This window comes from Enterobacter cloacae complex sp. I2 (genome assembly GCF_014896205.1).
GTDB lineage: Bacteria > Pseudomonadota > Gammaproteobacteria > Enterobacterales > Enterobacteriaceae > Enterobacter > Enterobacter quasihormaechei.
The window spans coordinates 1-22,529 of the sequence record NZ_JADBRA010000032.1 but is presented as its reverse complement, the minus strand read 5'-3'; the positions used below and the strand labels follow the sequence as shown (position 1 = coordinate 22,529).

16 protein-coding genes and 1 riboswitch are annotated in these 22,529 nt (G+C 58.1%); of the genes, 12 read left to right on the top strand and 4 right to left on the bottom strand.

Going from position 1 to position 22,529, the window contains the following annotated elements:
- Positions 1-137: 137 nt before the first annotated feature.
- From IM300_RS21395 to yegS, 9 genes are all read left to right on the top strand, one after another.
- Positions 138-1,340 carry an MdtA/MuxA family multidrug efflux RND transporter periplasmic adaptor subunit gene (locus IM300_RS21395; RefSeq protein WP_193038272.1) on the top strand — a complete coding sequence of 401 codons (1,203 nt, stop codon included), beginning with the start codon at positions 138-140 and terminating at the stop codon, positions 1,338-1,340.
- Entirely contained in the window at positions 1,340-4,462 is a 3,123-nt protein-coding gene (locus IM300_RS21390) for an MdtB/MuxB family multidrug efflux RND transporter permease subunit (RefSeq protein WP_193038270.1), read from the top strand. The genes IM300_RS21395 and IM300_RS21390 overlap by 1 nt, the downstream gene beginning before the upstream one ends.
- Complete coding sequence (gene mdtC / locus IM300_RS21385) at positions 4,463-7,540, top strand: multidrug efflux RND transporter permease subunit MdtC (protein WP_193038268.1); 3,078 nt, start codon at positions 4,463-4,465, stop codon at positions 7,538-7,540.
- A complete protein-coding gene (locus tag IM300_RS21380; protein ID WP_193038248.1) occupies positions 7,541-8,956 on the top strand; it encodes an MFS transporter in 1,416 nt (471 codons plus the stop codon).
- Complete coding sequence (gene baeS, locus IM300_RS21375; RefSeq protein ID WP_107533366.1) at positions 8,953-10,356, top strand: two-component system sensor histidine kinase BaeS; 1,404 nt, start codon at positions 8,953-8,955, stop codon at positions 10,354-10,356. The genes IM300_RS21380 and baeS overlap by 4 nt, the downstream gene beginning before the upstream one ends.
- The gene (gene baeR / locus IM300_RS21370; protein WP_063450271.1) at positions 10,353-11,075 is read left to right on the top strand and encodes a two-component system response regulator BaeR; all 723 of its coding nucleotides are present in this window, start codon (positions 10,353-10,355) and stop codon (positions 11,073-11,075) included. Before baeS ends, baeR begins: the two co-directional genes overlap by 4 nt.
- A gap of 148 nt (positions 11,076-11,223) precedes the next feature.
- On the top strand, positions 11,224-12,162 hold the full coding sequence (locus IM300_RS21365; RefSeq protein WP_107533368.1) for a hypothetical protein: 939 nt from the start codon (positions 11,224-11,226) through the stop codon (positions 12,160-12,162).
- Positions 12,163-12,313: 151 nt separating this feature from the next.
- Positions 12,314-13,675: a tRNA 5-hydroxyuridine modification protein YegQ gene (yegQ, locus tag IM300_RS21360; RefSeq protein ID WP_063868340.1), complete on the top strand. Its 1,362-nt coding sequence runs from the start codon at positions 12,314-12,316 to the stop codon at positions 13,673-13,675.
- Between the two features lie 248 nt (positions 13,676-13,923).
- Positions 13,924-14,823, top strand: coding sequence for a lipid kinase YegS (gene yegS / locus IM300_RS21355; protein WP_193038246.1), 900 nt, complete (start codon positions 13,924-13,926; stop codon positions 14,821-14,823).
- Positions 14,824-14,911: 88 nt separating this feature from the next.
- Here the strand turns inward: yegS and fbaB are convergent, their stop codons facing one another.
- On the bottom strand, positions 14,912-15,964 hold the full coding sequence (fbaB, locus tag IM300_RS21350) for a class I fructose-bisphosphate aldolase (protein ID WP_022648654.1): 1,053 nt from the start codon (positions 15,962-15,964) through the stop codon (positions 14,912-14,914).
- Between the two features lie 248 nt (positions 15,965-16,212).
- Here fbaB and IM300_RS21345 point away from each other — a divergent pair, with 248 nt between their 5' ends.
- From IM300_RS21345 to IM300_RS21335, 3 genes are read left to right on the top strand one after another with little or no spacing between them, the layout of a single operon-like run.
- Positions 16,213-17,490 carry a nucleoside permease gene (locus tag IM300_RS21345; protein WP_003859236.1) on the top strand — a complete coding sequence of 426 codons (1,278 nt, stop codon included), beginning with the start codon at positions 16,213-16,215 and terminating at the stop codon, positions 17,488-17,490.
- Positions 17,487-18,491 (top strand): ADP-ribosylglycohydrolase family protein, encoded by a 1,005-nt coding sequence (locus IM300_RS21340; protein ID WP_193038244.1) that lies wholly within the window; start codon positions 17,487-17,489, stop codon positions 18,489-18,491. The genes IM300_RS21345 and IM300_RS21340 overlap by 4 nt, the downstream gene beginning before the upstream one ends.
- Positions 18,488-19,441, top strand: a complete 954-nt coding sequence (locus IM300_RS21335; protein WP_131637750.1) for a PfkB family carbohydrate kinase — start codon at positions 18,488-18,490, stop codon at positions 19,439-19,441. Before IM300_RS21340 ends, IM300_RS21335 begins: the two co-directional genes overlap by 4 nt.
- Here IM300_RS21335 and IM300_RS21330 read toward each other — a convergent pair.
- The 3 genes from IM300_RS21330 to thiM are packed head-to-tail and all read right to left on the bottom strand — an operon-like array spanning position 19,415 to position 21,771.
- Positions 19,415-20,161 carry a GntR family transcriptional regulator gene (locus IM300_RS21330; protein WP_193038242.1) on the bottom strand — a complete coding sequence of 249 codons (747 nt, stop codon included), beginning with the start codon at positions 20,159-20,161 and terminating at the stop codon, positions 19,415-19,417. The genes IM300_RS21335 and IM300_RS21330 overlap by 27 nt on opposite strands.
- Before the next feature lie 42 nt (positions 20,162-20,203).
- Positions 20,204-21,004 (bottom strand): bifunctional hydroxymethylpyrimidine kinase/phosphomethylpyrimidine kinase, encoded by an 801-nt coding sequence (gene thiD / locus IM300_RS21325; RefSeq protein WP_193038240.1) that lies wholly within the window; start codon positions 21,002-21,004, stop codon positions 20,204-20,206.
- Positions 21,001-21,771 carry a hydroxyethylthiazole kinase gene (thiM, locus tag IM300_RS21320; protein WP_193038238.1) on the bottom strand — a complete coding sequence of 257 codons (771 nt, stop codon included), beginning with the start codon at positions 21,769-21,771 and terminating at the stop codon, positions 21,001-21,003. Before thiM ends, thiD begins: the two co-directional genes overlap by 4 nt.
- 35 nt (positions 21,772-21,806) lie before the next feature.
- Positions 21,807-21,903: riboswitch (TPP riboswitch) on the bottom strand.
- Positions 21,904-22,529 lie beyond the last annotated feature (626 nt).

Sequence of the window (22,529 nt, the reverse complement as noted above, 5' to 3'; positions counted from 1 at the left end):
GCCGCCACCCGGCGAAACAGCGCGCCACACTCAGACCATTCCTGACAGTCTTCCATATTTCCTTCATTTTTCCGCTGTGTTAGCTGACTAAACTAGTATCATTCCCCGAAAGAGTTTCAGGATGAGAACGTATAACGATGAAAGGCAGTAACAAATCCCGCTGGGCGATCGCCGCTGGTCTGATTGTGGTGGTCCTTGCCGCCGCCTGGTACTGGCACAGCCAGTCCGCGAATTCCCCGGCACCGGCTGGCGCCAGCAGCCCCTCACAGCGCCCTGCGGGCAGTGGTCGCCACGGCATGCGCGGCGGCGCGCTGGCGCCGGTGCAGGCGGCAACGGCGGTGACGAAAGCGGTACCTCGTTATCTCTCCGGGCTGGGAACCATCACCGCCGCCAACACCGTGACGGTGCGCAGCCGCGTGGACGGTCAGCTGATGGCCATTCATTTCCAGGAAGGCCAGCAGGTCAAAGCCGGCGATCTGCTGGCGGAAATCGACCCAAGCCAGTTTAAGGTGGCCCTGGCGCAGGCGCAGGGGCAGCTCGCGAAAGACAAAGCCACCCTCGCCAACGCCCGCCGCGATTTAGCCCGCTATCAGCAGCTGGTAAAAACCAACCTCGTGTCGCGCCAGGAGCTGGATACCCAGCAGTCGCTGGTCAGCGAATCGCAGGGCACCATTAAAGCCGACGAAGCCGCGGTCGCCAGCGCCCAGCTCCAGCTGGACTGGAGCCGGATCGTTGCCCCCATCGACGGGCGCGTCGGCCTCAGGCAGGTGGACATCGGCAACCAAATCTCAAGCGGCGACACCACGGGCATTGTGGTGATCACCCAGACGCACCCTATCGATCTCGTCTTTACCCTGCCGGAAAGCGATATTGCGACGGTAGTCCAGGCGCAGAAAGCCGGTAAAGGGCTGGTCGTGGAGGCCTGGGATCGCACCAACAAGCAGAAACTGAGCGAAGGTTCGCTGCTGAGCCTGGATAACCAGATCGACACCACCACCGGCACCATCAAGCTGAAGGCGCGCTTCAACAATCAGGACGATGCCCTGTTCCCGAATCAGTTCGTCAACGCGCGTATGCTGGTCGCGACCGAAGAAAATGCGGTAGTGATCCCGACGGCGGCTCTGCAAATGGGCAGTGAAGGCAACTTTGTCTGGGTGCTGAACAGTGAAAACAAGGTCAGCAAACACCTGGTGAAAACCGGCATCCAGGACAGCCAGACGGTGGTAATCGACGCCGGGCTGTCCGCAGGCGACCGCGTCGTGACCGACGGTATTGACCGTCTGACCGAAGGGGCGCAGGTCGAGGTGGTGGAAGCTCAGACTACAGGAGCAAAAGCCTGATGCAGGTGATGCCGCCGAGCTCTACAGGTGGGCCATCACGCCTGTTCATTTTACGTCCGGTTGCGACGACCCTGTTGATGGTGGCGATCCTGCTGGCCGGGATCATTGGCTACCGTTTTCTGCCCGTGTCGGCGCTCCCGGAAGTGGACTATCCGACGATTCAGGTTGTCACCCTCTATCCGGGCGCCAGTCCGGACGTGGTGACGTCCGCAATCACCGCCCCGCTGGAGCGTCAGTTCGGCCAGATGTCTGGCCTGAAGCAGATGTCCTCCCAGAGCTCCGGCGGCGCCTCGGTCGTCACGCTTCAGTTCCAGCTCGCGCTGTCGCTGGACGTCGCGGAACAGGAGGTGCAGGCCGCCATTAACGCCGCCACCAACCTGCTGCCGTCTGACCTGCCGAACCCGCCGGTTTACAGCAAGGTGAACCCGGCAGACCCGCCGATCATGACCCTTGCCGTGACATCGTCCGCCATGCCGATGACGCAGGTGGAAGACATGGTCGAAACCCGCGTGGCGCAAAAGATTTCGCAGGTGACCGGCGTCGGGCTGGTGACGCTCGCAGGGGGACAACGCCCCGCCGTGCGCGTTAAGCTTAATGCCCAGGCCATTGCCGCGCTGGGGTTAACCAGCGAAACCATTCGCACCGCCATCAGCAGCGCCAACGTTAACTCAGCGAAGGGCTCGCTGGACGGCCCAACCCGCGCGGTCACGCTCTCCGCCAACGACCAGATGCAGTCCGCCGATGAATACCGCCAGCTGATTGTGGCCTATCAAAACGGCGCGCCAATCCGCCTCGGGGACGTTGCCACCGTTGAGCAAGGGGCTGAAAACAGCTGGCTCGGGGCGTGGGCCAATAAGCAGCAGGCGATCGTCATGAACGTTCAGCGCCAGCCGGGCGCGAACATTATTGATACCGCCGACAGCATTCGCACCATGCTGCCGCAGCTGGTGGAAAGCCTGCCGAAATCGGTCAGCGTGAAGGTGCTGTCGGATCGCACCACCAACATTCGCGCCTCGGTATCGGACACGCAGTTCGAGCTGATGCTGGCGATTGCGCTGGTGGTCATGATCATCTACCTGTTCCTGCGCAACGTTCCGGCAACCATCATTCCCGCCGTTGCCGTGCCGCTCTCGCTGGTGGGAACGTTCGCGGTAATGGTATTTCTCGACTTTTCGATTAACAACCTGACGCTGATGGCGCTCACCATCGCCACCGGGTTCGTGGTGGACGATGCCATCGTCGTTATTGAGAACATTTCGCGCTATATCGAAAAAGGTGAAAAGCCGTTAGCCGCCGCGCTGAAGGGCGCGGGAGAAATTGGCTTTACCATCATCTCGCTGACCTTCTCGCTGATTGCAGTGCTGATCCCGCTGCTGTTTATGGGGGATATCGTCGGGCGCCTGTTCCGCGAGTTTGCCGTGACGCTGGCCGTCGCCATTCTGATCTCTGCCGTGGTGTCGCTGACGCTAACGCCGATGATGTGCGCCCGCATGCTGAGCCACGACTCTTTGCGCAAGCAAAACCGCTTCTCTCGCGCTTCCGAGCGAATGTTCGAGCGCATCATTGCCGCCTACGGTCGCGTGCTGGCAAAAGTGCTGAACCATCCGTGGGCGACGCTCGGCGTGGCCCTCGGCACGCTGGCGCTCAGCGTCATGCTGTGGATTTTCATTCCGAAAGGCTTCTTCCCGATTCAGGACAACGGCATTATTCAGGGCACGCTCCAGGCCCCGCAGTCGGTCTCCTTCGCGAATATGGCGCAGCGCCAGCAGCAGGTGTCGGAGATCATCATGAAAGATCCGGCGGTGGAAAGCCTGACCGCCTACGTGGGCGTGGACGGCACCAACCCATCGCTCAACAGCGCCCGCCTGCAAATTAACCTCAAACCGCTTGATGACCGCGACGATCGCGTCAACGCGGTGATCGAGCGCCTGCAACGCGCCGTGGCGCGCGTGCCGGGCATTCAGCTGTACCTGCAACCGATTCAGGATTTAACCATTGATACGCAGGTGAGCCGCACGCAGTACCAGTTCACGCTCCAGGCCACCTCGCTTGATGCGCTCAGCACCTGGGTGCCGCAGCTGGTGGACAAGCTGAAAGCGCTGCCGCAGGTTTCTGACGTCAGCAGCGACTGGCAGGATAAAGGGCTGGCGGCGTACGTAAACGTCAACCGCGACACCGCCAGCCGTCTGGGCATTACCATGTCCGACGTGGATAACGCGCTGTATAACGCTTTTGGCCAGCGTCTGATCTCCACCATTTACACCCAGGCGAACCAGTATCGCGTGGTGCTGGAACACAACACCGAGAACACGCCGGGGCTGGCCGCCCTGGACTCGGTGCGCCTGACCAGCAAAGACGGCGGTATTGTGCCACTCAGCGCTATTGCCACGGTGGAAGAGCGTCACGCCCCGCTGTCGATTAACCATCTCGATCAGTTTCCGTCTACCACCATTTCGTTCAACGTGCCGGACGGCTATTCCCTGGGCGAAGCGGTGGAGGCCATTCTGGGCGCGGAGAAGGAACTGAGCTTCCCGTCCGATATTCAGACCCAGTTCCAGGGCAGTACGCTGGCGTTCCAGGCCGCGCTGGGCAGCACCGTCTGGCTGATCGTCGCGGCGGTGGTGGCGATGTATATCGTGCTTGGCGTGCTGTATGAAAGCTTTATCCACCCGATCACCATCCTCTCCACCCTGCCGACGGCGGGCGTGGGAGCGCTGCTGGCGCTGATGCTGGCGGGGAGCGAGCTGGACGTGATTGCGATCATTGGCATCATCCTGCTTATCGGGATCGTGAAGAAAAACGCCATCATGATGATCGACTTTGCGCTGGCCGCCGAGCGCGAGCAGGGTATGGCGCCGCGCGAGGCCATTTTCCAGGCCTGCCTGCTGCGTTTTCGTCCGATCCTGATGACCACCCTGGCGGCCCTGTTGGGCGCCCTGCCGCTGATGCTGAGTACTGGCGTGGGGGCAGAGCTGCGCCGTCCGCTGGGTATCGGCATGGTGGGCGGCCTGCTGGTCAGCCAGGTGCTGACGCTGTTTACCACGCCGGTCATCTACCTGCTGTTCGACCGTCTGGCGCTGTGGACGAAAAGCCGCTTCCCGAAACGTGAAGAGGAGGCGTAAGTGAAGTTTTTCGCCCTCTTCATTTACCGTCCGGTGGCGACGATTTTACTCTCCGTCGCCATCACCCTGTGCGGCGTGCTGGGCTTCCGCCTGCTGCCGGTGGCGCCGCTGCCGCAGGTGGATTTCCCGGTGATCATGGTCAGCGCCTCGCTGCCGGGCGCATCGCCGGAAACCATGGCCTCATCGGTGGCGACGCCGCTTGAGCGATCGCTTGGGCGAATTGCCGGGGTTAACGAGATGACCTCCAGCAGTTCGCTGGGCAGCACGCGCATCATTCTGGAATTTAACTTCGACCGGGACATCAACGGCGCGGCGCGTGACGTGCAGGCCGCGATTAACGCCGCCCAAAGCCTTCTGCCGAGCGGCATGCCGAGCCGTCCGACCTACCGCAAGGCCAACCCGTCCGATGCGCCGATCATGATCCTGACGCTCACGTCGGAAACCTACTCCCAGGGCGAGCTGTACGATTTTGCCTCCACGCAGCTGGCGCAGACCATTGCCCAGATTGACGGCGTGGGCGACGTGGACCTCGGCGGCAGCTCCCTGCCCGCCGTGCGCGTGGGCCTGAATCCGCAGGCGCTCTTTAACCAGGGCGTGTCGCTGGACGACGTGCGTTCCGCCATCAGCAACGCCAACGTGCGTAAACCGCAGGGGGCGATTGAGGACAGCAGCCACCGCTGGCAGATCCAGACCAACGACGAGCTGAAAACCGCCGCCGAGTATCAGCCGCTGATTATTCATTACAACAACGGCGCGGCGGTGCGCCTGAGCGACGTCGCCAGCGTTACCGATTCGGTGCAGGACGTGCGCAACGCCGGGATGACCAACGCCAAACCGGCCATTTTGCTGATGATCCGCAAGCTGCCGGAAGCCAACATCATCCAGACGGTGAACAGCATCCGCGAGCGGCTGCCGGAGCTTCAGGAAACCATTCCGGCGGCAATCGATCTCCAGATTGCGCAGGACCGCTCCCCTACCATCCGCGCCTCGCTCGAAGAGGTGGAGCAGACGCTGATTATTTCCGTCGCGCTGGTGATCCTGGTGGTGTTCCTGTTCCTGCGATCGGGTCGCGCCACGCTGATCCCGGCGGTGGCGGTTCCGGTGTCGCTGATTGGCACCTTTGCCGCCATGTACCTGTGCGGCTTCAGCCTTAACAACCTGTCGCTGATGGCGCTGACGATTGCCACCGGGTTTGTGGTGGATGACGCCATCGTGGTGCTGGAAAATATCTCGCGCCATCTGGAAGCGGGCATGAAGCCGCTCCAGGCGGCGCTTCAGGGTACGCGTGAAGTGGGCTTTACGGTACTGTCCATGAGCCTGTCGCTGGTGGCGGTGTTCCTGCCGCTGCTGCTGATGGGCGGCCTGCCGGGACGACTGCTGCGCGAATTTGCCGTCACGCTTTCCGTCGCTATCGGTATCTCACTGGTGATTTCGCTGACGCTGACGCCAATGATGTGCGGCTGGATGCTCAAGCGCAGCCAACCGCACTCGCAGCCGCGCCGGAAAGGCTTTGGCCGCGTCCTGATGGCAATGCAGTCAGGCTATGGCAAATCGCTGAAATGGGTGCTGAACCACACGCGTATTGTCGGGCTGGTGCTGATGGGCACCATCGTGCTCAACGTCTGGATGTACATTACCATCCCGAAAACCTTTTTCCCGGAGCAGGATACCGGCGTGCTGATGGGGGGTATTCAGGCTGACCAGAGCATTTCGTTCCAGGCGATGCGCGGCAAGCTTCAGGACTTTATGAAGATCATCCGTGAGGATCCGGCCGTAGACAACGTCACCGGCTTTACCGGCGGCTCGCGCGTTAACAGCGGGATGATGTTTATTACCCTTAAGCCGCGCGGTGAACGTCACGAAACGGCGCAGCAGATCATTGACCGCCTGCGGGTGAAGCTCGCCAAAGAGCCGGGGGCAAACCTGTTTTTGATGGCCGTTCAGGATATCCGCGTCGGCGGACGACAGGCCAACGCCAGCTATCAGTACACCCTGCTCTCGGACGATTTAGCTGCCCTGCGCGAGTGGGAGCCGAAGATCCGAAAAGCGCTGGCCGCTCTGCCGCAGCTGGCAGACGTGAACTCCGACAGCCAGAACAACGGCGCGGAGATGGCGCTCACCTACGATCGTGAAACCATGGCCCGCCTGGGCATTAACGTGGAGGCGGCCAACAGCCTGCTGAACAACGCCTTCGGGCAGCGTGAAGTCTCTACCATCTACCAGCCGATGAACCAGTACAAGGTGGTGATGGAGGTGGATCCGCGCTACACCCAGGACATCAGCGCGCTGGACAAGATGTTTGTGATCAATGATGACGGTAAGGCGATTCCGCTGTCGTACTTCGCCAGCTGGCAGCCCTCGAACGCGCCGCTGTCGGTGAACCACCAGGGGCTTTCCGCTGCCTCGACCGTCTCGTTTAACCTGCCAACCGGCTCGTCGCTGTCTGAGGCCAGCGATGCCATTAACCGCGCCATGACCCAGCTCGGGGTGCCCTCCTCCGTGCGCGGCAGTTTTGCCGGTACAGCGCAGGTGTTCCAGGACACCATGAATTCGCAGGTCATTTTGATTCTGGCGGCCATTGCCACGGTGTATATCGTGCTGGGCGTGCTGTATGAAAGCTACGTGCATCCGTTGACCATTCTTTCCACGCTGCCCTCTGCGGGCGTGGGGGCGCTGCTGGCGCTGGAGCTGTTCGGTGCCCCATTCAGTCTTATCGCGCTTATCGGGATCATGCTATTGATTGGCATCGTGAAGAAAAACGCGATAATGATGGTCGACTTTGCGCTGGACGCCCAGCGCAACGGCAACCTGACGCCGGACGAGGCGATATTCCAGGCCTGTCTGCTGCGTTTTCGCCCGATCATGATGACCACGCTGGCGGCACTCTTCGGCGCGCTGCCGCTAGTCATTTCCGGCGGTGACGGCTCTGAACTGCGCCAGCCGCTGGGGATCACGATCGTCGGTGGCCTGGTAATGAGCCAGCTCCTGACGCTCTACACCACGCCGGTGGTCTATCTGTTCTTCGACCGGCTGCGGCTGCGTTTTTCGCGTAAAAAGAGAACCACGGTGACCGAGTAAATGACCGACCTTCCCGGTAACGTTCGCTGGCAGTTGTGGATAGTCGCGTTCGGCTTCTTTATGCAGTCGCTGGACACGACTATCGTGAACACCGCCCTCCCCTCGATGGCAAAAAGCCTGGGGGAGAGCCCGCTGCACATGCATATGGTGATTGTCGCCTACGTGCTGACGGTCGCCGTGATGCTGCCCGCCAGCGGCTGGCTGGCGGATAAGGTCGGCGTGCGGAACATCTTCTTCACCGCCATCGTGCTGTTTACCACCGGGTCGCTGTTTTGCGCTCAGGCCAATACCCTCGATCAGCTGATGATGGCGCGCGTGCTACAGGGCGTCGGCGGCGCAATGATGGTGCCCGTCGGGCGGCTAACGGTGATGAAAATTGTTCCGCGCGCGCAGTATATGGCGGCGATGACCTTTGTCACCCTGCCCGGTCAGGTCGGCCCGCTGCTTGGCCCGGCGCTGGGCGGTATTCTGGTGGAGTACGCCTCCTGGCACTGGATCTTCCTGATTAACCTGCCGGTCGGTATCATCGGCGCGATTGCCACCCTGACGCTGATGCCGAACTATAAAATGCAGACCCGGCGCTTTGATTTATTTGGCTTCATCCTGCTGGCCGCCGGCATGGCGACGCTCACCCTGGCGCTGGACGGGCAAAAAGGGCTGGGGATTTCGTCCCTGTCGCTCGCCCTGCTGGTGGCGCTGGGTGTCACCGCTATTCTCTGGTATCTGTGGCATGCCAGAGGCAACGACAGGGCGCTGTTCAGCCTGAACTTGTTTAACACCCCAACCTACCGTCTGGGGCTTTTGGGCAGCTTCGCCGGTCGTATCGGCAGCGGCATGCTGCCGTTTATGACGCCGGTATTTTTACAGATTGGGATGGGCTTTTCGCCGTTCCACGCGGGGTTGATGATGATCCCGATGGTGCTCGGCAGCATGGGGATGAAGCGTATTGTGGTGCAGGTGGTAAACCGCTTTGGCTATCGCCACGTGCTGGTGGCCGCCACGCTCGGGCTGGCGCTGGTCACCCTGCTGTTTATGGCCGTGGCGCTGATAGGCTGGTACTACGTCCTGCCGCTGGTGCTGTTCTGCCAGGGGATCGTCAACGCCATGCGCTTCTCGTCGATGAACACCCTCACGCTGAAAGATCTGCCGGACGAGCTGGCGAGCAGCGGTAACAGCCTGCTGTCGATGATCATGCAGCTCTCCATGAGCGTGGGGGTCACGGTGGCCGGCTTGCTGCTCGGCATGTACGGCCAGCACCACCTCAGCATCGACACCCCCGTCGCGCATCAGGTCTTTTTATACACCTACCTCAGCATGGCGGCGATCGTCGCCCTGCCCGCTTTTATCTTTGCCAGAGTACCGAATGACACGACCAAAAATGTCGTGCTCCGACGCGGCAAAAGGAGTGCACCATGAAATTCTGGCGTCCGGGGATCACCGGTAAGCTTTTTGTGGCGATTTTCGCCACCTGTATTGTCCTGCTGATAACCATGCACTGGGCGGTGCGGGTCAGTTTTGAGCGCGGGTTTATTGACTACATCAAGCACGGTAACGAACAGCGCTTACAGGGCTTAAGCGACGCGCTGGGCGAGCAGTACAGCCTGCACGGTAACTGGCGTTTTCTGCGCAATAATGACCGCTTTATATTTCAAATTCTGCGCTCGCTGGAGCACGATAATGACGATGACCGTCCGGGGCCGGGGATGCCGCCGCACGGCTGGCGCACCCAGTTCTGGGTGATTGACCAGGAGATGCGCGTGCTTGTTGGCCCGCGCTCGCCGGTACCGCCGGACGGCACAAAGCGCGCCATCACCTCGAACGGTGCCACGGTGGGCTGGGTTATCGCCTCGCCGGTCGAGCGGCTGACGCGCAACACCGACATCAACTTTGACCGCCAGCAGCGTCAGACCAGCTGGCTGATTGTCGCGCTCTCTACCCTGCTTGCCGCGCTCGCCACCTTCCCGCTGGCGCGCGGTCTGCTGGCGCCGGTTAAGCGCCTTGTTGAGGGCACACACAAGCTGGCGGCGGGTGATTTCTCGACCCGCGTGGACACCCGCAGTCAGGACGAGCTGGGCAAGCTGGCGCAGGACTTTAACCAGCTCGCCAGCACGCTGGAGAAAAACCAGCAGATGCGCCGCGACTTTATGGCCGACATTTCGCACGAGCTGCGCACCCCGCTGGCGGTGCTGCGCGGCGAGCTGGAGGCGATTCAGGACGGCGTGCGGCAGTTCACTCCCGAGTCCGTGGCCTCGCTACAGGCGGAAGTCGGTACGCTGACCAAGCTGGTGGACGATCTGCATCAGCTTTCCATGTCCGACGAAGGCGCCCTGGCCTACCAGAAAGCCCCACTCGACGTGATCAATATTCTTGAAGTCGTGACCGGCGCGTTCCGCGAACGCTTCGCCAGCCGTGACCTGAAAATCAACCTCTCGCTGCCGGACAGCGCGGTGGTGTTTGGCGACAAAGATCGCCTGATGCAGCTATTCAATAATCTGCTGGAGAACAGCCTTCGCTATACCGACGGCGGCGGCGCGCTGCATATCTCCGGCAAGCAGGAAAACGGGCGCTTTGCCCTGACCTTCGCGGACTCCGCCCCTGGCGTGAAGGATGCGCAGCTGGAAAAACTGTTCGAGCGCTTCTATCGCACCGAAGGTTCCCGCAACCGCGCCAGCGGCGGTTCCGGCCTTGGGCTGGCGATTTGCGTTAACATTGTAGAAGCCCACGGCGGCACCATCCGCGCCGCCCATTCGCCTTTTGGCGGGGTTAGCATTACAGTAGAGTTACCTCTGGAACGGGATTTATCGAGGGAAGCATGACCGAGTTACCGATTGACGACAACACACCGCGCATTTTGATCGTGGAAGACGAGCCTAAACTGGGGCAACTGCTGATCGACTATTTGCGTACCGCGAGCTACGCGCCCACGCTTATCAGCCACGGCGACCAGGTGCTGCCCTACGTGCGCCAGACGCCGCCGGATCTGATCCTGCTGGATCTGATGCTCCCGGGTACTGACGGCCTGACCCTGTGCCGTGAAATTCGTCGTTTCTCCGACGTACCCATCGTGATGGTGACGGCCAAAATCGAAGAGATCGACCGCCTGCTGGGGCTTGAAATCGGCGCCGACGATTATATCTGCAAGCCTTACAGCCCGCGCGAAGTGGTTGCTCGCGTGAAAACGATCCTCCGCCGCTGCAAGCCGCAGCGTGAATTGCAGGTGCTGGATGCGCAAAGCCCGCTGATTGTCGACGAAAGCCGCTTCCAGGCAAGCTGGCGCAACAAGCTGCTGGACCTCACCCCTGCGGAGTTCCGCCTGCTGAAAACGCTCTCCCACGAGCCGGGGAAAGTGTTTTCCCGCGAACAGCTGCTCAATCATCTGTATGACGATTACCGCGTGGTGACGGATCGCACCATCGACAGCCACATCAAAAACCTGCGTCGCAAGCTGGAGTCGCTGGATGCCGACCAGTCGTTTATTCGTGCGGTGTACGGCGTGGGGTATCGATGGGAAGCGGACGCGTGCAGGATTGCCTAATATTTGCTTTAACGATGATTACCTGCCCAGGTAATCATCGTTCTTCATAACATTCACTTTCTAACAACCCCCTACCTGATTTGACAATTGCTAATTGTATTGTTTGATGTTAAAAACGAAATAAATCACAATATTACGGCTTCAAGAAATGCAAAATGTTATTGGTACTTTATTCATTATCATCACCACAGCTATAAGCGTTGCCAGCCTTTTCTTGGGGTTATTCGCTTATAATAAAAAAATGAAAACAAAAGCAATACAAAAAATAGAACTCCTCATACCTAAAAAAAACAGAATAACCAAGTTTTCCGAGCAATGGGTAAGCGCTTTTTTCCTGGCATTCGGTAATCATGCATACTCAAAAAGGCAATTAATTACCATACCGTTTTTATTGGTTTTATATTCCAGTATCTTATTTGTAGTTTGGTATCTCTGGGTGCTGACTTTTAGAAATCCTGAGCACATCATTCCTCAACATCTACCATTGACCATTAAAGTTGCATTACATGACTTTATTCATTTTGGCTTTTGGTACTCTTTACTGCTTGATGTGATGTCAATTTATCTTATCAGAGCTTACATTAACGCAAGTCTATCGAAAGGGTTTTCGTCTGTAAAATCGATTGTTTATTTTTCTTCAATTGTTCTGGGTGTTATGCTCTCATTTACACTTATCATCACCCACCTTAAAAATGTTTCGATTGAGGACCTCTATATCCAGCAAGGCCTGTATTTTGAAGACAGACCTGTTATGACATGGAACCCGCTGGAAGTGATACGGTCTTCATTGGATTTCATCGATAACGAAACCATGATTATCTTTACCTCAAAAGGGGCAATATCTAACTACTTCATTCCGCAGGCGATCATGTTTTACCTTTCCATGTTTACACAATTGACGCTGCTTATTGTTTTCATCAGCTATATGATCACAAAAATACTGCATAACATTCGAACGGTTGCCATCTGGACAGTCAAGTATTCTGGAACGGCTACGATGAATGCCATTGGTTTCATTCTTATCGCCGGTATTATTCTACTGACTTTAATATATTTGTGTATGTATGTCATATCGCTAATGGTTTAAAGATACGAAGTATTATGTCATCTGAAAGGGGTGAGGCGCTTTACCTCCTCGCCCCGCAGCGCTACAATGCCCGCCCTTAAAGTGGGGGATCTCCCCTTACCGCTGCACCAGGTGTATGCGGATCTGACCTGTCATCAGAACGAGAACAAACATGTTTAAACCGGAACTCCTTTCCCCGGCGGGAACGCTGCAAAATATGCGTTACGCTTTCGCCTATGGTGCCGACGCCGTCTACGCGGGCCAACCGCGTTACTCGCTGCGCGTGCGTAACAACGAATTCAACCACGAGAATCTTCAGCTCGGCATTAACGAAGCGCATGCCCTGGGCAAAAAATTCTACGTGGTGGTGAACATCGCGCCGCACAACGCCAAGCTGAAAACGTTCATTCGCGACCTGAAGCCGGTCGTGGAGATGGGGCCGGACGCGCTGATCATGTCGGACCCGGGTTTAATCATGCTGGTTCGGGAGAACTTCCCGGAGATGGACATTCACCTCTCGGTGCAGGCTAACGCCGTCAACTGGGCGACGGTGAAATTCTGGAAGCAGATGGGGCTGACCCGCGTCATTCTGTCTCGCGAGCTGTCTCTCGAAGAGATCGAAGAGATCCGCACCCAGGTGCCGGATATGGAGATCGAAATCTTCGTTCACGGCGCGCTGTGCATGGCCTACTCCGGCCGCTGCCTGCTCTCTGGCTATATCAACAAGCGTGACCCGAACCAGGGCACCTGCACCAACGCCTGCCGCTGGGAATATAACGTTCAGGAAGGCAAAGAGGATGAGATCGGGAACATCGTGCATAAGCACGAGCCGATCCCGGTCACCAACGTTGAGCCAACGCTGGGTATCGGCGCGCCGACCGACAGCGTGTTTATGATTGAAGAAGCCAAACGTCCGGGCGAGTACATGACCGCCTTTGAAGACGAGCACGGCACCTACATCATGAACTCGAAGGATCTGCGCGCCATCGCGCACGTGGAGCGTTTAACCCAGATGGGCGTGCACTCGCTGAAAATCGAAGGCCGCACCAAGTCCTACTACTACTGCGCCCGCACCGCGCAGGTATATCGCAAAGCCATCGACGATGCCGCCGCCGGTAAACCGTTCGACACCAGCCTGCTGGAAACGCTGGAAGGTCTGGCGCATCGCGGCTATACCGAAGGTTTCCTGCGTCGTCACACCCACGACGACTACCAGAACTACGAGCATGGCTACTCGATTTCTGAACGCCAGCAGTTTGTCGGTGACTTCACCGGCGAGCGTAAAGGCCCGCTGGCTGCCGTTGCCGTAAAAAACAAATTCACCAAAGGCGACAGTCTGGAGCTGATGACGCCGCAGGGCAACATGAACTTCCGCCTGGAGCACCTGGAAAACAAAAAAGGTGAGGCGATTGAGGTCGCACCGGGCGATGGCCATGTGGTCTGGCTGCCGGTTCCTGAAGAGGTAGAGCTGGAGTTTGCGCTGCTGATGCGTAATTTTGAAGGTGAAAATACCCGAAATCCACACGGCAAATAGTCAATCAACGGGATTTTTTCACGCTGGGATAATTCTTAGAATCGGATCACATACCGCTTCGTTCAATACGGGTATTATCCCCCCGCTGAAAAACATAACCCATAAATGCTAGCTGTACCAGGAACCACCTCCTTAGCCTGCGTAATCTCCCTTACGCGGGCTTATTTTTTGCCTTTCATCCTGTTCTTACCCGCTTTGTTCTTCTCTGGGATACACTCTTTCTATAGTTAAAAAAGGGAGCAAACCGGATGGCAACCTATCCAGACAGTTTATTAATTCTCAACGGCAAAAGTGCAGGCAACGATCTGTTGCGTCAGGCGATTACCGAATTGCGTGAAGATGGCGCGCGCATTCACGTGCGGGTGACCTTTGAAAAAGGCGATGCGGCACGTTATATCGACGAGGGCATCAGGTTAGGCGCTGAAACCATTATTTCCGGCGGCGGCGACGGAACGATCAACGAAATCGCCGGCGCGCTGATTGACCTCAACACAGCAGATCGCCCGGTGATGGGCATTTTACCGCTCGGTACCGCCAATGATTTTGCCACCAGCGCCGGCATACCTGAGGATTTAGGAAAAGCGCTGCAACTGGCCATTCTCGGTAAAGCGACCCCCGTCGATATCGCTCAGGTAAATGAAAAAACCTGCTTTATCAATATGGCGACGGGCGGTTTCGGCACGCGGATCACCAGCGAAACGCCGGAAAAGCTGAAGGCCGCGCTGGGCGGCGTCTCGTATCTCATTCACGGCCTGATGCGCATGGACACGCTCAAGCCGGACAGCTGTGAAATCCACGGTGAGAACTTCCACTGGCAGGGCAACGCGCTGGTGATTGGCATCGGCAACGGGCGGCAGGCGGGCGGCGGACAGCAGCTTTGCCCGGAAGCATTGATTAATGACGGTCAGCTACAGCTGCGCATTTTTACCGGCGACGGGCTGCTGCCCGCGCTGTTTACGACGCTGGCGCAGCCGGAGGAGAGCCCCAACATCATCGACGGCACATCCGCGTGGTTTGAGGTGATCGCCCCCCACGGCATGACCTTTAACCTTGACGGAGAGCCGCTCAGCGGTGAGCGATTCCGCATCGAAGTTTTGCCCGGCGCGTTGCAGTGCCGGTTGCCGCCGGACTGTCAGCTTTTGCGCTGATGTGTTGCCGGGTGGCGGCCCTCTTCACGTATGCACGGAACCGTCCCCTCTCCCCGTTGGGGAGAGGGTTAGGGTGAGGGAAAAAGACTTAAGCGATCGTGACCTTACTGTCCAGATAGACGTCCTGAACCGCGTTGATCAGCTTCACACCGTCGGCCATGGATTTTTTGAACGCCTTACGGCCGAGGATCAGCCCCATGCCGCCCGCGCGTTTGTTTATCACCGCCGTGCGCACCGCGTCGGTCAGGTCGGTTTCACCGCCTGCCGCACCGCCGGAGTTAATCAGCCCGGCGCGGCCCATGTAGCAGTTCGCCAGCTGGTAACGCACCAGATCGATCGGGTTGTCGCTGGTCAGCTTGCTGTAGACCCGGTCGTCGGTATAGCCAAAATTCACCGCCTTATAGCCGCCGTTATTCTCGGCCATTTTCTGCTTCACGATGTCCGCGCCGATGGTCGCCGCCAGGTGGTTTGCCTGACCGGTCAGATCCGCAGACACGTGGTAATCCACGCCGTCTTTCTTGAACGACCCGTTGCGGAGATAGGCCCACAGCACGGTCACCATGCCCAGCTCGTGGGCGCGCTCGAACGCTGCGGAGATCTCCTCTATCTGACGACGCGACTGTTCAGAGCCGAAATAGATCGTCGCCCCGACCGCCACCGCGCCCATATTGAACGCCTGCTCGACGCTGGCGTACAGCGTCTGGTCGTATTCGGTTGGGTAGCTCAGGGTTTCGTTATGGTTCAGCTTGACGAGGAACGGAATGCGGTGGGCATAGCGACGCGACACGGAGGCCAGTACGCCGTAGGTGGAGGCCACGCAGTTACAGCCCGCCTCAATCGCCAGCTCGACGATGTTTTTCGGATCGAAGTAGAGCGGGTTCGCGGCAAACGACGCCCCCGCAGAGTGTTCAACGCCCTGGTCAACGGGCAGAATAGAGAGGTACCCGGTTCCGCCCAGCCGTCCGGTATTATAAAGCGTCTGCATGTTTCGCAGTACGGCAGGCGGACGGTTGTTGTCGACCATGACGCGGTCAACGTAGTCATGGCCAGGCAGGTAAAGCTGGTCGGCTGGAATGGTCATACAACGATGCTGTAAAAGGCTGTCGGCGTCTTTGCCAAGCAACTGCGCAATATCAGTCATAGTGATGCTCCCGTAAGTCCGACGTGATGTCGGAGCGTGTGATCCAAACCCACGTTTTTGCAGGCAGACTAAGCCTGGTACCGACTTACTCTATTTTCCACCATTTGCAACTTTTTTAAGCACAATCTGCTGGCTCGTTTCGTGTACAACATTTTTGTTACACTGATCAAACAATCGCCTTAAAGGTATTTAAAAGGTATTATCACATGGTATGTTAACCGCGTACCTCTGACATGCAGGATTAAAAAATGAAAACGAAAGTCCAACTGTCATTCATGATGTTCGTTGAATGGTTTATCTGGGGCGCGTGGTTTGTGCCATTGTGGCTGTGGCTGAGCAAGAGCGGATTTACTGCCGGCGAAATCGGCTGGTCGTATGCCTGTACCGCCATCGCTGCGATCCTCTCCCCCATCCTGGTCGGCTCGCTGACGGACCGCTTCTTCGCCGCCCAGAAGGTGCTGGCGGTGCTGATGTTCGCCGGCGCGATCCTGATGTACTTCGCCGCACAGCAAACCCAGTTCAGCACCTTCTTCCCGCTGCTGCTGGCCTACTCCCTGACTTATATGCCGACCATCGCGCTGACCAACAGTATCGCCTTCGCGAACGTCGATGACGTGGAGGCCGATTTCCCGCGCATCCGCGTGATGGGCACCATCGGCTGGATTGCCTCGGGCCTGGCGTGCGGCTTCCTGCCGCAGATGATGGGCTATAGCGACATCTCCGACACCAATATTCCCCTGCTGATGACCGCAGCCAGCTCCCTTCTGCTCGGCGTCTTCGCGCTGTTCCTGCCGAATACCCCGCCGAAGAGCACCGGCAAGCTGGATTTCAAAGTCATGCTGGGGCTGGACGCGCTGATCCTGCTGCGCGACAAAAACTTCCTGGTGTTCTTCTTCTGCTCGTTCCTGTTCGCCATGCCGCTGGCCTTCTACTACATCTTTGCCAACGGCTATCTCACCGAAGTGGGGATGAAAAATGCCACTGGCTGGATGACCCTCGGCCAGTTCTCTGAAATCTTCTTCATGCTCGCACTGCCGTTCTTTACCAAACGCTTTGGTATTAAGAAGGTCTTGCTGCTGGGTCTGATCACCGCCGCCATTCGCTACGGCTTCTTTGTTTACGGTGGCGCCGAGCAGTACTTCACCTACGCCCTGCTGTTCCTCGGCATTCTGCTGCACGGCGTGAGCTACGACTTCTATTACGTCACCGCGTACATCTACGTGGATAAAAAAGCGCCCGTGCATATGCGCAACGCGGCGCAGGGCTTGATCACGCTGTGCTGTCAGGGCTTTGGTAGCCTGCTGGGTTACCGTCTCGGCGGCGTGATGATGGAAAAAATGTTCGCATATAAAGAGCCGGTGAATGGGCTGACCTTCAACTGGGCCGGAATGTGGACGTTTGGTGCAATCATGATTGTGGTGATTGCCGTGCTGTTTATGCTGTTTTTCCGCGAATCGGATAAAGAGATCACCGCAATTGAGGTGGTTGATGGCGATACCGCGCTGACACGAGGGGAAGTTAAATGAAACAAGACCGTATTCTCGGTGCCCTTTACGGGCAGGCGTTAGGGGATGCGATGGGAATGCCGTCGGAGCTGTGGCCGCGCAAGCGGGTAAAAGCACACTTCGGCTGGATCGACCGTTTCTTACCCGGCCCGGCCGAGAATAATGCCGCCTGCTACTTCAGGCAGGCGGAGTTTACCGATGATACATCCATGGCGCTGTGCCTGGCCGATGCGATTATCGAATGCGACGGGGACATTAATCCTGACGTTATCGGTAAGCATATTCTGAACTGGGCGCTGGATTTCGACGCGTTCAATAAGAATGTGCTTGGCCCGACCTCCAAAATTGCCCTGAACGCCATCCGCGACGGCAGGCCGGTGAGCGAGCTGGAAAATAACGGCGTCACCAACGGGGCCGCGATGCGCGCCTCCCCGCTGGGCTGCCTGCTGCCGGCCACGCGTCTGACGCACTTTGTGGAACAGGTTGCGTTAGCCTCCAGCCCGACCCATAAATCGGATCTCGCCATCGCTGGTGCGGTGGTCATCGCGTGGGCGGTTTCGCGCGCTATCGACGGCGAATGCTGGCAGAACATCGCTGATGCCCTGCCGGGTATTGCCCGCGCGGCTCAGGAGGCCAACACGACCACCTTCAGCGCATCGCTTTCGGCACGCATTGAGCTGGCCCTGAAAACCGTGCGCGAAGCTAACGGTACGGAATCCGCCAGCGAGCAGATCTATCAGCTTATTGGCGCGGGCACGAGTACCCTGGAGTCCGTTCCGGCGGCCATTGCGATGGTCGAACTGGCGGGAACCGACCCGAACCGCTGCGCGTTTTTATGCGCCAACCTGGGGGGTGACACCGACACTATCGGCGCGATGGCAACCGCCATCTGCGGCGCGCTGCACGGTATACAGGCCATTGATCCGGCGCTCAGGCGCGAACTGGATGCCGTCAACCGGCTTGATTTTGGCCACTACTGCGACAAGCTGCTGCACTTCCGGGAGCAAAGGGAGGGTGTATGAGTGCTTTTGCCCGCCGTCTCGAAACGCTTCACGCCACGCGTCCGGTAACGGTGCTGGGCGCGGCGGTGATCGACGTGATTGCCGACGCCTACGCCCTGCCCTGGCGCGGGTGTGATATCGAGCTGAAGCAACAGGGCGTGAATATTGGCGGCTGCGCGCTGAATATCGCCATCGCCCTCAAGCGGCTCGGCATTGCTGCGCAAAACGCGCTTCCCGTGGGCCACGGCGTATGGGCCGATATTATCCGTAACGCCATGGCGAAGCAGGACCTGCACAGCACCGTGGAAGCGGAAACGGGCGATAACGGCTGGTGTCTGGCGCTGGTGGAGCCTGACGGTGAACGCACCTTTATGTCGTTCAGCGGCGTGGAGAATCAGTGGCAGCAGCGCTGGCTGGACGGGTTAAGCGTGCCGGAGAAAAGCCTGATCTATTTGTCCGGCTACCAGCTGGCGTCGCCCAGCGGCGAGCTGCTGACGGCCTGGGTGGAAAGTCTTCAGGATGTAACGCTCTTTATTGATTTCGGTCCGCGTATTGCGGATATCCCCGACCCGCTGATGGCGCGGATGATGGCCTGCAAACCGATTGTCTCGCTTAATCGTCAGGAGGCAGAGCTTGCCGCTGAATGGCTTGGCGTGAACGTGGAGCAGCTCGGTAAACAGTGGCAGCAGCGTTTTAGCGCTGCGCTGATCGTGCGCCAGGATAAAGACGGGGCGATCTGGTATGACGGTGACGCCTCCGGACACGTTCCGGCGTTTCCTGCTGACGTGGTCGATACCATCGGCGCGGGTGACAGCCATGCGGGAGGCACCCTTGCCGGGCTGGCAGCGGGATGGTCACTGCCGGAGTCGGTGCAGCTTGGCAATGCCGTAGCCGCCTGGGTCGTCAGCCATCGCGGTGGAGACTGCGCCCCCACGCGCGACGCACTACTCCTCGCACACAAAGACGTATAGGTCGCTGCGGCAGTAGCTGATGCTGTACTCAATGGGACGGTGCTGTTGATCGAGCGCGACCTGCTTGATCACCAGCACCGGTATCTTATCGTCCATCTTTATATGCGTCTGAAACTCGCTGTCCGGCATCCGGGCGCTGACGCGGGAACGGGTGCGCTGCGGAAAGATATTCTGGCTGCGGAAGTAATCATAAAGCGAGACGCCAATATCGTCCGCGTTGGGAATTAACCCTACCGGTACCCAGGACTCCTCAATGGATACCGCATCGTCGTCCACATAGCGGATGCGCTTAAGCAGAAACACGTCGCTTTCCGGCGTAAGGGAAAGATGGCGGGCGATCTCTTCCGGGCACTTCACCACGCGTTTATTCACCCACAGCGTGTTGGGCGTTTTGCCCCGCAGCACCACCTGCTGGGAAAACCCCCGAGCCTCTTTCAGCGAATATTCAAAGATATTGTTGATTTGCGTGCCGTAGCCGCGCGCGCGGGTGACGACCCCGGCCTCCTCCAGCGCCTGCATTGCTTTACGCACCGTAATGCGCGATACGCCGGCAAGCTGGCTCAGGTCACGTTCGCCGGGCAAAATATTCCCGTGAGCGAGCACGCCGCTACGCACCGCGTTTTTGACCGTTTCGGCAAATTTCAGATACAGCGGCGTGTTGTCCGGTGCGGCAATTCGTTCCTTGAGCTGGGCAATTAACCGGGTATGCGCTTGTTCCATCTCTGTTTTTCTCTGGCATGAGGTTTCATGCCAGTATACGGCTTACCACCATGCATGAAAATGGTGAACCGGCCCAATACCGTGACCCACTTCCAGAGAATCGGCTTTTGCCAGCGCGCCCGAGAGCCAGACCTTCGCTTCCTGCACCGTATTCGCCCAGTTCGCGTGACGGGGACGCAGCGCCGCGAGCGCGGCAGAGAGCGTACAGCCCGTGCCGTGGGTGTTTTTAGTCTGTACGCGCGGCGCGGTGAAACGTTGCGCGCCATCGCGGGTGAAGAGCCAGTCCGGGCTTTCTGCATCATCAAGATGACCGCCTTTCATCAGCACCGCGCTACACCCCATCGCCAGCAGCGCATTCCCCTGCTCTTTCATTTCACGTTCGTTTTGCGCGTGCGGCGCATCCAGAAGCGCGGCGGCTTCAGGCAGGTTTGGCGTGATCAGCGCCACCTGCGGCAGCAGCTTTTTACGCAGCGTGTCGACAGCAGAAGCGGAGAGCAGCGGATCGCCGCTTTTGGCTAACATTACGGTATCGAGCACTACGTTTTTTATCCGGTAATGTTTAAGACGTTCAGCAACCGCTTCAACAATGTCTGCTTCTGCCAGCATGCCGATTTTGGTGGTGTCGATACGTACGTCGCTGTATACCGAATCCAGCTGCGCGCCGACAAAATCCGGCTCAATGCGATACACCGACTGTACGCCGCGCGTGTTTTGCGCCACCAGCGCGGTGATAACCGAGCAGCCGTAAGCGCCGAGCGCAGAGAAAGTTTTCAGGTCTGCCTGGATCCCCGCTCCGCCGCTTGGATCGGTTCCCGCAATAGTCAGGGCATTGATGCGTTTCATGCCTGTGCCTCCAGCGCGTAAAGCGCATCCAGAAACGCAGAGGCAAAGCTGCCGGGCCCCTGGCTTTGAGACAGAGCAGCCGATCCTGCACGCTTCATAAAACCGCAGGCTGCCGTCGCGTTATCAAGCCTGTCGCCAGGCAGTGAGCAACAGGCGGCGACGACCGCCGAGAGCGCGCAGCCTGTTCCCACCACGCGGGTCATCAGCGGGTCGCCGCCCGCGACCGTACGGGTTCGCTGCCCGTCGGTGATGTAATCCACTTCCCCTGTGACCACCACAACGGCGTGGGTCTGGCGGGCGAGCGCCTGCGCGGCGGGCAAGGCGCTTACAGCCGTATCGGTGGTGTCTACCCCGCGACCGCCCGCACTCATTCCGGCAAGGGCCAGGATTTCGGAGGCATTGCCGCGAATGGCAGCAGGTTTAAGCGATACGATTTGCTGGCAAAAACGGGTGCGGAACGCCAGCGCGCCAGCCGCGACCGGGTCCAGAACCCAGGGGGTGCCCGCAGCAACCGCACTCTCAATGGCCCGACGCATCGACTGGGCGCGCGGCGTGGTGAGCGTGCCAACGTTGATGAGCAGAGCATCGGCAAGCGCGGCGAACTGTTCCGCTTCCTCGGCTTCGATCACCATTGCCGGGGAAGCACCGAGCGCAAGCAGAACGTTGGCGGTGAAGGCCTGCACGACATCGTTAGTCATACAGTGCGTGAGCGGGGAACGGGTTCGGAATTGAAATAAAACGTGTGAATCGAGCAGGTCAGGCTGCATGGTTTCGCTCCTGCCGTACGTGAAGAAGCGATGACCGGGTAGGCATCTGACTTCCCTACGCTGGCATTATCCAGATCAGGTAATACGGGTATTTCTCAGCCCATCAGAGATGGGGCACCCCGAGTCATTTACAAAAAAATCAAAAGCTTGAGATTAATGTTCATTATCAATCCCTGATCAGGATCATGCCAGCGGGAAGCCAAAGTTACAATCCCCTAAAATCGACCTTTTTGCTTGGAAAAAAGCCATTTTTCCCAGCTCGTGTCCCAAAATATATCCCACAAGTATTTACAGCGGAAGGTCAATAATAGACACAAAAAAGGTCTGGTTACCCCAGCCTCAGATTGCATTCTTCTTTCTCAACTTCAACAGCGCTTAATTGATTGCCTTATCAAGTCCATTTTGCTCAACATATAAGAACCATTATGTTAAATAGACCGAAAAATTAGGCAAAAAAAACCTTGTCGCTGCAATTTTCCCTGTGGTGGTGCAGCGTGATGGAAGCATCGCTGAATGTGTCGCCCTTTCGATATTCGCTACAAATCCTGTGAAATAATTAGGGTACTAATCATCCTGCTTAACATATGACCAATAGGACAGAGGATTTTTCTATTCCCTTCAGTTTTTTCAATAACAAATTTGTCCTTTTTCAAAACTTTGGATTATTTCTTAAGCGGTGTATTATGAGCAAATAACCATAGTAAATCCAGGGACAGATGATGAAAATGGTACTGCCAGTTAATGGCTATAGTTCGGCA